Below are 11043 nucleotides of genomic sequence, written 5' to 3' on the forward strand. Positions count from 1 at the left end.
AAAACTCTGCAATCTTTCGGGATCACGCTTGGAGGCCGCTGACGCCTTCGATCGACCAATCCCAGTTGTAGAGTTCCTCTTCGGTCATGCGATGGCCGGCAGCCACCTTGACGTCGCCCTTGGTGTCCTTGATCTCGCCCTCGAACGGGCTCCAGCCGCCGAGAATCTTGTCGCGCACGGCATCGGCCTGCTTTGCGACCTCCGGGGGCACCGTCTCACCCCAGGCATCGCGGTCGATACCGCCGCCCATCGGCAGGATGGTTTGCGAGGGCGTCCACTTGCCTTCGAGGCGCAAGCGCACCTGGTCGACATAGAATTTCTTGAAGTCGATGGCGATCGAGGAGACGTAGGCCTTCGCCCCGTAGCGGCGGATGTCGGTATTCCACATGACAGCCTTCGCGCCGCGCTGCTCGGCCACCTGCAGATAGCCGGCTTCGTCCATGATGCCGAACAGAAGGTCGGCGCCGTTGTCGATTAGCGCGGTGCCGGCCTGGGTGGCAGCCTGCGGATCGAACCACGAGTTGATGACGATGGTCTGCATCGTAGCGTTGGGATTGACCGAACGGGCGCCCATCAGGAAGGCGTTGGTGCCGGAAAAGACCGACGGAACCGGGAAGGAGGCGACGTAGCCGAGCTTGCCGCTCTTGCTCATCAGGCCCGCGGCGACACCGGTGACGTAGGTCGGGTACCAGTGGGCGAGGTAATAGGTCGAGAGATTTTCGAGCGGGTTGCGGCCATCGCATTCATAGAAGGCGACGTCCGGCGAACGCTTGGCCACGTCGTAGAGGAAGTCGCCATAGTTGGAGGTGGCAAACACCATATTGGCACCTTCCGAGACGAACTGGCGGAAGGTGCGGGTCGCGTCGGCCGAATAGGGGATACTTTCGACGAACAGCGTCTTCAGCTTCGGGAACGCTTCCTGCACGGCCTTCATGCCCTGGTCGTGGCTCCAGGTCCAGCCTTCATCGGTCACCGGACCGGTGTGGCCGAAGGCGATGACCGCGTTTTCCTCGGCTACGGCGGCGAGCGGCGTTTGTGCATGCGCAGGCGTGATAAGGCCGGATTTCGGCAGGAGCAGCGAGGCGCCGGCTGCGGCGCCCATGTTCAGGAAGCCTCGGCGGGAGAGATTGCGCAGGTCGATCATGCTTCGGTCCTTTGTTCCGTGTTGTGTTCAGTTCGGGAGAGACAGTTCGGTTTCCATGAAGCGGTCGATTTCTGCCGACCAGTCAGCCAGCCATGCCTGCTTGATGTCGTCGTCGAGCCATGCGGCGGACAGGCCAGCCAGCGCGATCTGCTTCAGTGCCGGCGGCCCGAGCGCAAAATTTTCGACGATCAGCGCGTATTCGCGGTCGAGCGTCGTGCCGAACATGGGCGGATCGTCGGAGTGGATCGTCACGGTAAGCCCGGCCTCGATCATGCGGCGGATCGCATGGTCGGGCGCGGAGAGGTCGCGCCAGACAGTGGTGGCCAGCGTCGTGCTCGGACAGCAGGTGAAGACGATGCCCATCTCCCTGCACTGCTCCATCAGTGTCGGGTCGTCGACCACGTGGTAGCCGTGGTCGACCCGTCTCAGGCCGAGGATGTCGATGGTATCGCGCACGTAGCCCGCCGGGCCGTCCTCGCCCGCATGGTTGGTGACATTGAGCCCGGCCGCCCGCGCCCGCTCGACTATGCGCGCGAACATCGGCGGTGGGTTCGGGCGTTCGTCGTAATCGAAGCCGATGCCGATCACCTCAGCCGGGCGCTCGGCCAGAACCATGTCCAGGAAGCGCTCGCCACCTGCCGCGCCGAGCGGCTTCGCATGCGCCGGTATCAGCTTCGCTACGAGGCCATAGCGCTCCTTCGCACGGTGAAAGCCGTCGAGGATGCCTTCGAGCATTGTCGAATAGGCCACGCCATGAGCCAGATGCGCATGCGGGCTGAAGAACAGTTCGACGTAGCGCGCACCCGCCTTCGCGCAGCGCTCCAGTGCCTCGAAGGTGATGCGAGAGAAATCGTCCGCAGTCCTGATCGAGGCGCAAACCAGATCGTAAATCTTCAGGAAATCCAGCAGGTTGCCGTAGTTGTAGAGCTCCGATGTCGGTCTGCCGTCCGGCAGCGACACCGCGTTCAGCGCCGCCAGCTCGGCGAATGTCTCTGTGGAGACGGCACCCTCGAGGTGCAAGTGCAACTCGACCTTGGGTATAAGCTGAATAAAACTTGACAACGACATCGACGCTCACCCGCCCGGACCGGCAATCCCAAGCCGTACCTGGTTTTCTTGGGCGACGGACGGCTGCCAAGTTGTTCGATAATCGCGGCTTTTTCCAACTGTCCGATCACCTGATACGCAACAGATGTCAGGGAAACGGGGCTTGCACAAGCCAAAAAATGATGCCTAACTAGACACAATCGAAAACTGCTTAAAAAATGTGCAGGCCGGGAGAAATATAGGCATGAAGCACCTACTGGAAGCGCAGAACCTTGCGCCTCCGCCTCAAACAACGCGCCTGCGCTTCGTCGGCCAACTGGTGTCGTCGAGCTTTAGCGAGTTCGCCGACAGGCGTGCCGCTCGGCTCAATCTCGATCTGCTGGTGCACGAAGCCGCGGACGATTTTTTTGTCGTCCAGGTTTCGGGCCAGCCCGATCTCATCGATGCCTTCGAGATGGCATGTAGCCTGGGACCAATCGACTGTCTGGTGATGGACTGCGAACGGGCCGAAATTCGGGGATATTCCAGAGAGGAAGACGCAGAATGACGATACAGGCTGGATGGCACCCAGTGGCGCTGTCGGGGTCGATCGAACCGGGCAGTTCGGCCGGGACCCGCCTTTGTGGAAACGAACTGGTGGTGTGGCGCGACAACAGCGGCGAAGCGCATGTGTGGGAGGATCGCTGCCCGCATCGCGGTATGAAGCTGAGCTTCGGTTTTGTCCGCGGCGATCATATCGCCTGTCTTTATCACGGCTGGCAGTACGATGCGGCCGGCCAGTGCCGATTCATTCCGGCCCACCCCGATCTCAGGGTGCCGGCGTCCATTACCGTGTCTGCCTATAGCTCGGCCGAGGCGGCTGGCATGATCTGGACGGCGCTGGACCCGGCAGCAGCATTGCCCGAACTGCCTGCCTTGCCAGAGGAGGTGGTGCCGGTCCGCAGCCTGTATCTCGACAGTCCCGCCGGGATGGTGATCGATGTCGTGAAGGCCATGCCGCCTACGCCCTTCTCCGGCGGATCCGGGGTGGCTGATCTGAAGGCGCTGAGCGGGATGCTGTTCAGCCTGACGGTCGGCGAAGACACGCTGCTTCTTGGCCTGCAGGAACTAACCGGCAAACGATCGGCCCTGCACGTCGTGATTGACGGACCGGCAGCCAAGTATGCCGGCAAGGGGCAGGAGCATTTCTTCGCTTGGACGAGCGAGCTGCGTCATCATCTCGAGACCGGGCGTACCGGCGCGACCTCGACGACGCGGGCCGCATGATGGCGAGGATCACGCTCTACAACTACGAGCTGGACGAAAACTGCTACAAGGTGCGGCTGGCGCTTTCCATGCTCGGCCTGGAATGGCAGACCGTTGCAGTCGATGCATTTCCGGGGGCGGAGCAGAAGACGCCGCCATTCCTGGCCATGAACCCGACGGGCAGCCTGCCCATTCTCCGCGACGACGAGGTAACGATGTTCGGCGCCGAGTCCATCATCGCCCATCTGGCGCGCAGCCACGATTCAACGGGTGCATGGCTGCCGGCGGATGGTGCGGATTTCGCCAAGGTGATGCAGTGGCTTTTCTTTGCGGCCGGCGGTCTCGGCGTTGCCGGCGCCGCGCGCCGCCATGCCATGTTCGGTGCCGCCGGCGACGAGGCTGCGCTGCGTGCCGGTGCCGCGCACGCGCTCCGCGCCATGGACGACCATATGACCGCGCGGGGTTTCGAGAAGAAAGAATGGTTTGCTGCGGGCCGCCCGACTATCGCCGACATCGCACTTTTTCCGGCTTTTGCGCTGAGCCGCGATTTCGGCGTCGACCATGACGAGTATCCGGCGCTGCGCCGCTGGGCGCGTCGCTTCCGCGCGCTTCCCGGCTTCATGACCATGCCGGGCATCCCCGACTACCATTGACGCCCAACATTCAAGGAGAACGAGGCTGGCAGCAAAATGACCTTTCTCACGCGCTTTTCCGTCCAGCCGCTCTCGTCCATGACCCGGCGACTGGCTGGCGTCGCTTCCGGGCGAGCCGATCCCGATCTGGTCATTGCCGGCGCACGCGTGTTGTCGACCTATTCGGAGCGCGTGCTTCCAGGCCGCGAGATCTGGTTGTCGGGAGGGCGGATCGCCGCTGTGAAGCCGGCCGGCACCTATAAGGGCGGCAGCGCGAGGATATATGACGCCAGGGGCGGCATCGTCGCGCCTGGCCTGGTCGATCCGCACATCCACATCGAATCCTCGATGGTGACGGCCTGCGCCTATGCCGAGGCGGCGCTGCTCAACGGCACCACGACCCTCTTCTGCGACAGCCACGAGATCGGCAACGTCATGGACGTTGCTGGCATCGAGGCGATGCTGGAGGACGCGCGCCTGGCGCCGTTGTCCATCTTCCTGACGGTTCCGAGCACCGTCCCGGCAACTTCGCCGTTGCTGGAAACGGCCGGTGGCGACCTGACAGCCGAGAAGATCGGCGCATTATTCGACAAATGGCCGGAAGCCGTGGCGCTCGGCGAGAAGATGGATTTCGTGCCAGTGGCTATGGGCGATGAACGCAGCCATGCCATCCTCGCTGCGGCGCTGAAACGCGGCCGCCCGGTGTCGGGCCACGTCTATGGACGCGAATTCGTGTCGGCCTATGCGGCGTCCGGCGTCACCGATACCCATGAGGCGATCGACCGCGAGATCGCCGACGACATGCTCGAAGCCGGCATCTGGCTGTTCCTACGCGGCGGTCCGCCGACGACGCCGTGGCACAGCCTGCCCGCAGCGATCAAGACGATCACGGAACTCGGAGCCTCGCACAAGCGCATCGCGGTCTGCACCGACGACCGCGATGCTGACGACCTGATGCTCTTCGGCCTGGACTGGGTGACGCGCGAGGCGATGAAGGCCGGCATGACGCCGGAGCAGGCCTGGTCGATGGGCTCGCTGCATGGCGCGACGCGCTTTGGCATGGAAGGCGAAATCGGAGGCCTCGGTGGTGGCCGCCGTGCCGACCTGGTGCTGCTCGACGACGGCTTCGATCCCGTCAGCACGTGGTATGGCGGCGAACTCGTCGTCGATGATGGCAAGATCACGCCGCTGCTCGACCAGGCCCTCTCGACTCGCTACCGCTATCCGGACGCGGCCTACTACACAGTGAAGCTGCCGAAGCAGATCAAGCTGACGCCGGACCTGCCAACCGGCAAGGTGGTGGCGCATACCATCCGCACCGAACTGCCGGGGATCACGCTCGGCCACCAGAAGATCACGCTCGATCCGGCCAACGACTGGCAGAACCATTTCGACCGCCACGGCCTGTGCTTCGTCACTGTGGTCGAGCGCCATGGCAAGTCGGACGGCAACGTCGCCTACGGGCTGCTCAGCAATTTCACGCTGAAACGCGGCGCCGTCGCATCGTCCGTCGGCCACGACAGCCACAACATCATCATCGCAGGCGTCAACGAGGCCGACATGCAGGTGGCGCTGCGGGCGATCGAGGAAACGCAAGGCGGCGTCTGTGTCGTCGTCGACGGTAAAGTGACTGCCATGGTTGAACTGCCGATCGCCGGCCTTTTGTCCGACAAGCGCGTCACCGAGGTCGCGGAGGAGGTGAAGATCCTCAAACGGGAATGGGAGGCGGCCGGCTGCTGCATTCCCTATATGGGCTTCAACCTCATCCCGCTCTCGGTCATCCCCGAAATCCGCATCACCGACAAAGGTCTCGTGCTGGTGCCGGAAATGGAGATCGTCCCCGCCTTCGAGGCCGCCTGAGTGGATCCCTTCCGACTTGGGCTGGTCTCACCGCGCATCCATTATTTCCAAATGGTCGCGCGGCTGGGCTCGGTTCGCCAGACCGCGCAGGCGCTCAACGTGGCGCCATCCTCCATCAGCCGCGTCATCAAGGGCCTGGAGGACGAACTGGGCACGCCGCTCTTCGAGCGTGTGCGCCAGCGACTGAAACTGACCAGCGCAGGCGAGCTTCTCCTCTACCACGCGCGTCAGAGCATCACCGAGTTGGCGCGCGCCTCGTCCGAGATCAACGATCTCAGTGGCCTCAACCGCGGCTCGTTGTCCGTGGCGATCGTGGAGAGCGCGGCGCGCGGGCTGGTGCCGAACGCGCTGAAGGAATTCTGGAAGCGCCACCCGCAGATATCGGTCGATGTGCATGTCGCCGGGTCGCAGCGCGCCTGCGATGCGGTTGCCGACGGCGAATGCGATCTGGCGCTTGCTTTCGACGTGCGCGTGCCGCGCAACGTGCGCAAGATCGCGAGCACGCCTCTGCCGCTGGGCGTCGTCGCTCATCCGGACAGCCGCCTTGCCGGCCGCAAGGAAGTGAAGCTGTTCGATCTTGCCGGCGAACAGGTCATCGTCTCGGACAACAGCCTTGCTTTGGGCATTTCGATCGACGATGCGATCGGGCGCTCCATGATCGACCTCACGCGACGGTCACGGACCAACTCGATCGGACTGATGACCGAAATGGTGCGCCTCAACCTCGGCGTGGTGCTTCGCACCAAGCTCGGCATCGAACCGGAAGTGGCTGACGGATCGCTCGTTTTCGTGCCGTTGCGCGATTCGCGCATGAACCCGCACCGGCTGATGCTGCTCGCCCGACTGGAACGCGAAATGTCGGATGCGGCCTCCGCATTCGCGGCGCTGCTGGCCCGCATGGTCAAGGCGCTGCATGATTAGTTGTTGCATTTTGCGCATCGATAAAGAGAGAAATTTGTCTCTATCTCGAACAACTGAGCTTTGCGAGACTTCCCGGCCGAAGGGGATGTCATGAAGCAGAGTGCGGTCGACGCGGTCATTCGAGGGCTGAAACGGGCAGGGGTGAGCATCGTCTGCTATCTGCCCGATTCGCTGTTCAAGGAACTCTACCCGGCCCTTGATGCCGATCCGGATATCCGCACGATCCACGTCACCAACGAGGGCGAGGGCGCAGCGATCTGCGGTGGGGTCTTCCTGTCGGGCAAGCGCGCGGCGCTGGTCATGGAAAACTCCGGCTTGCGCGCCTCGGTCGAGCCGCTGGCCCGCATGGGCCTCGGAGCCGGTATCCCGGTCGTGATGCTGATGAGCTACCGCGGCGAGCTTGGCGAGAACAACTGGTGGGCAATCCCGCATGGCATCACCATGGAGCCGGTGCTGAACGCGCTGCGCGTGCCGTACCGGATCGTCACCGAGGAGGCGAGGATCGAGCGCGCCATCGTCGACGCCTATTCCTGGTCCTATGCGTCCTACTACCATTCGGCCGTGGCGCTTGGCGGCGAGGTGGTGCGATGAAACGCTTTGACTGCATGAAGGCGCTTGCCGCGCGGCTGAAGGATGAGCTGGTGATCCTTTCGCTCGGCGGCAGCGTCGATGAGTGGTACAACGCCGCGCCGCATATGCGCGAGGCGAGCCTGTTCCAGCAGCAACTCGGCTGCGTCACGCCGCAGGCCTTCGGGCTCGCCGCCGGGTTGCCGCACCGCCGCGTCGTTTCGCTCGATACGGATGGCGGCCTGCTCTTCAATCTGGGCATCCTGGCCACGCTCGGAAACGAACAACCGAAGAACCTCTTCATCGTGGTCTGGGACAATGAGTGCTACCAGTCGATCGGCGGCCCGCCGACGCATACGGCGCTGGGCCGCGTCGACCTTGCCGCGATCGCGCGCGGCGCCGGCGTCGAGAACGCCCATACAGTGCGCACGGTGGACGAGTTCGACGCGCATTGCGCATGGGGGCTCGCGATGGAGGCACCCTATATAGTGGTCGCCAAGGTCTCGGGAACGGTCCAGCCGGACATCAAGCGCAAACACAGCGACGGCCGCGAGGACAAGTATATCTTCGTCCGCCACGTCGAGGCGAGCGAAGGCATCGTCATCATGGGCCCGAGCGAGCACAACTGACGAGATCATGGGCATCCTCGGACCTGTCGTCCCCCGACGCGCGCTGAAACCCAGCTACGACTACGTGGTGGTTGGCTCGGGTTCCGGTGGCTGTGCGGTGACGCGGCGGCTGGTCGATGCCGGCGCCGACGTGCTCCTGATCGAAGCCGGCCCGACGGGTCTTGGGATCGAAGAGATCGAGGACCCCGGCAAATGGGTGCCGCTTGGCCGCGGCACCTATGACTGGGGCTATGACTATGCTCCGACACCGCGCGTGAACGGCCGTACCATCGGCATCCCGCGTGGTCGCCTGCTGGGCGGCTCAAGCGCTATCAACGCGATGATGTGGTATCGCGGCCATCCGCATGATTACGATGCCTGGGAGGCTGGCGGCGCCAAGGGCTGGAGCTTCGCCGACGTGCTGCCCTATTTCCGGCGTTGCGAGGACTGGCGCGACGGTGCAAGCGAGTTTCGCGGAGCGGGCGGTCCGCTCCGTATCGAGCGGCCGGCGGCACTGTGCCCGGTCGCGCAGGCGCTGATCGATGGCGCGGCCGAGATCGGCATCCCCGTAATCGACGATCCCAACGGCTCCAGCAACGAGGGGACGGCGGCCGCGAATTTCAACATCTTCGACGGCAAGCGCTGGAGTTCGGCGACGGGCTATCTCGTGCCGATCCTGGATCACCCGATGCTGACGGTGCTGACCAGATCCGCGACCATCGGCCTGACGGTCGAAGGCAGCCGATGCGTCGCGGTCAAGCACCTCGTCGGCGGCGAAATCGGCGAAACACGCGCGCAAGAGAGCATCGTGCTCGCGGCCGGGGCCATCGACACGCCACGCCTGCTGATGCTGTCGGGCATCGGCGATCCGGTCGAACTGAAGCGCCTTGGCATTGCGGTCGTTTGCGCCCTGCCGGGTGTCGGCCGGAACCTTCAGGACCATCCGCTGGCGCAGGCGTGCGTCTTCCGCGCGAAACGGCCGATCGGACCCGTGGTGGGCAATGGCGGTGGCTCGATGGTCAACTGGAAGTCGCGTCCGGACCTGCCGCAGCCCGACCTGCACGCCTTTCCGGTCCAGGGCAACAGCGCCGAACCTGCGATCCGCGCGCGCTACGATGTATCCGGCGATGTCTTTTCCTTCGGTGCGGGTCTGATGCGCTCGAAGAGCGTCGGGCAGCTGAAGCTGCTCGACGGCAAGCCCGGCGGGCCGCTCGAAATCCAGCCGAACTTTCTGGCGGAACCGGAAGACCTCGACGCCATGGTCACCGCAGTCGAGATGGTGATGGAGATGGCGGCTGCAAAAGCGAACGCCGGTCTCTTCGCCAGCTTTGCCGCACCCGACCGCCGACTGACCCGCACCGAGACCATCGACTTCATCCGCGATGCGTGCTCGACTTTCTTCCACGTCTGCGGAACCGCCAAGATGGGCGAGGACGCGATGGCCGTCGTAGACAGCCGTCTCGCCGTGCACGGGCTGGACGGCCTGCATGTCGCCGATGCCTCGGTGATCCCGACGATCCCGACCTGCAACACCCACGCGCCCGCCACGATGATCGGCGAGCGCGCCGCCGATTTCCTGCTCGCGGCGGCAGCTTGAGGATGTCATGACCGACGGAACGCACACGGAGTACCCGCGATGACGCGAAGCCTCATCCTTGCTGCCGACACGCTGCTCACCATGGATGAAGATAACCACGTGTTGCCTGCCGGCGCCGTGCTGGTCGAAGATGGTCGTATCGCCGCGGTCAGCGCACTCGCAGCATTGCGCGCTGCGTATCCGGCCGTGGCCGTGAAGAAGCTCGACAATGCGGTGCTTTTGCCCGGGCTGGTCAATGCGCATGCGCATTCCGGTTTTCTGCGCGGCACGGCGGAGCACCTGCCGGTCTGGGACTGGCTGACGCTCCATATCAATCCGATGCATCGCGTGCTGCAGCCGCACGAGGCCGAGGCGGCATCGTGGCTCTGCTACGCGGAATCCGTGCTCGGCGGCACGACCACCGTCGTCGACATGTGGCGGTTCATGAAAGGCAGCGCCCGGGCGGCCGAGGCGATCGGCAACCGCTTGGTCGCCGTGCCTTACGTCGGCGAGCATCCCGACTACAACTACTTCGACACGCTCGACATGAACGAGGCGATGATCGAGGGCTGGCATCGCAAGGCGGGCGGCCGCATCAATGTGTGGGTCGGGCTGGAGCATCTGTTTTATGCCGACGAAGCCGGCCAGCGTCGGGCGATAGAACTCGCAAGGAAACACGACACCGGCTTCCACACCCATTGCAGCGAGGCCGAGATCGAGATCGCGGAATTTAAGCGGCGCTACGGCAAACGCCCGATGTTCGCGCTGGACGACCTTGGCTTCTTCGAAACGCCGCGCGCCATGATCGCCCACGCCGTCTGGCTCGATCGAGAAGAGATCGAGCTTATTTCCAAGCGCCGCGTTTCGGTGGCCCACAATCCTGTTTCCAACATGAAGCTGGCAAGCGGCATCGCGCTGGTGGCCGAGATGCTGAAGGCCGGCGTGCCTGTCGGGATCGGCACCGACGGCGAGAAGGAGAACAACAATTTCGACATGTTCGAAGAGATGAAGGTGACTTCGCTGCTGGGCAAGCTGAAGGACCTCGACGCCGCCGCCATGGATAGCTGGCAGGTGCTGCGGATGGCCACCATCCTCGGCGCCAGGGCGATCGGGCTCGACCACGAGATCGGCTCGATCGAAGTCGGCAAGCGCGCCGACATCATCGCGGTCCGCACCGATACGCCGCGCATGACGCCGGTCTTCCGCGACGGACCTTATTTCAACTTCCATCACAATCTTGTCCACGCCGTGCGCGGCAGCGACGTGTCTTTGACTATGGTCGATGGCGAAATCCTGGCCGAGGACGGCGCGTTGCGCACCGGCGACCTGCGCGAGATCATCGCCGAAATCCATCGCGTCGCGCCTGGCCTGTTCGCCCGGCGCGCCGCTTTCCTTGCCGAGAATTCCGGCGGCAGCCTGCAATGGACCCAATAGGGCGGGCCT

11 protein-coding genes are annotated in these 11043 nt (G+C 64.1%); 9 read left to right on the forward strand and 2 right to left on the reverse strand.

Going from position 1 to position 11043, the window contains the following annotated elements:
* Window positions 1–22: 22 nt before the first annotated feature.
* Both NKH70_RS20890 and add read right to left on the reverse strand, forming a co-directional pair.
* Window positions 23–1144, reverse strand: a complete 1122-nt coding sequence (locus tag NKH70_RS20890; protein WP_352912425.1) for a BMP family ABC transporter substrate-binding protein — start codon at window positions 1142–1144, stop codon at window positions 23–25.
* Between the two features lie 27 nt (window positions 1145–1171).
* A complete protein-coding gene (gene add / locus NKH70_RS20895) occupies window positions 1172–2212 on the reverse strand; it encodes an adenosine deaminase (RefSeq protein ID WP_352912423.1) in 1041 nt (346 codons plus the stop codon).
* Between the two features lie 223 nt (window positions 2213–2435).
* Here add and NKH70_RS20900 point away from each other — a divergent pair, with 223 nt between their 5' ends.
* The 9 genes from NKH70_RS20900 (at window position 2436) to NKH70_RS20940 (ending at window position 11034) form a co-directional block, all read left to right on the forward strand.
* Window positions 2436–2738, forward strand: a complete 303-nt coding sequence (locus tag NKH70_RS20900; protein ID WP_352716553.1) for a hypothetical protein — start codon at window positions 2436–2438, stop codon at window positions 2736–2738.
* On the forward strand, window positions 2735–3457 hold the full coding sequence (locus tag NKH70_RS20905) for a Rieske 2Fe-2S domain-containing protein (protein ID WP_352716555.1): 723 nt from the start codon (window positions 2735–2737) through the stop codon (window positions 3455–3457). Before NKH70_RS20900 ends, NKH70_RS20905 begins: the two co-directional genes overlap by 4 nt.
* A complete protein-coding gene (locus tag NKH70_RS20910; protein WP_352716557.1) occupies window positions 3454–4089 on the forward strand; it encodes a glutathione S-transferase family protein in 636 nt (211 codons plus the stop codon). The genes NKH70_RS20905 and NKH70_RS20910 overlap by 4 nt, the downstream gene beginning before the upstream one ends.
* A 36-nt stretch (window positions 4090–4125) precedes the next feature.
* Window positions 4126–5928: an adenine deaminase gene (locus tag NKH70_RS20915; RefSeq protein WP_352716559.1), complete on the forward strand. Its 1803-nt coding sequence runs from the start codon at window positions 4126–4128 to the stop codon at window positions 5926–5928.
* On the forward strand, window positions 5929–6849 hold the full coding sequence (locus tag NKH70_RS20920; protein WP_352716561.1) for a LysR family transcriptional regulator: 921 nt from the start codon (window positions 5929–5931) through the stop codon (window positions 6847–6849). It begins immediately after the preceding gene.
* A gap of 90 nt (window positions 6850–6939) precedes the next feature.
* The gene (locus tag NKH70_RS20925) at window positions 6940–7440 is read left to right on the forward strand and encodes a thiamine pyrophosphate-binding protein (protein WP_352716563.1); all 501 of its coding nucleotides are present in this window, start codon (window positions 6940–6942) and stop codon (window positions 7438–7440) included.
* Window positions 7437–8045 (forward strand): thiamine pyrophosphate-dependent enzyme, encoded by a 609-nt coding sequence (locus NKH70_RS20930; RefSeq protein ID WP_352716564.1) that lies wholly within the window; start codon window positions 7437–7439, stop codon window positions 8043–8045. The genes NKH70_RS20925 and NKH70_RS20930 overlap by 4 nt, the downstream gene beginning before the upstream one ends.
* A 7-nt stretch (window positions 8046–8052) precedes the next feature.
* The gene (locus NKH70_RS20935) at window positions 8053–9621 is read left to right on the forward strand and encodes a GMC family oxidoreductase (RefSeq protein ID WP_353025911.1); all 1569 of its coding nucleotides are present in this window, start codon (window positions 8053–8055) and stop codon (window positions 9619–9621) included.
* Window positions 9622–9660: 39 nt separating this feature from the next.
* Window positions 9661–11034, forward strand: coding sequence for an amidohydrolase family protein (locus NKH70_RS20940; RefSeq protein ID WP_352912419.1), 1374 nt, complete (start codon window positions 9661–9663; stop codon window positions 11032–11034).
* Window positions 11035–11043: the final 9 nt, after the last annotated feature.

It is taken from the genome of Mesorhizobium sp. M0991, from assembly GCF_040318915.1.
Lineage (GTDB): Bacteria > Pseudomonadota > Alphaproteobacteria > Rhizobiales > Rhizobiaceae > Mesorhizobium.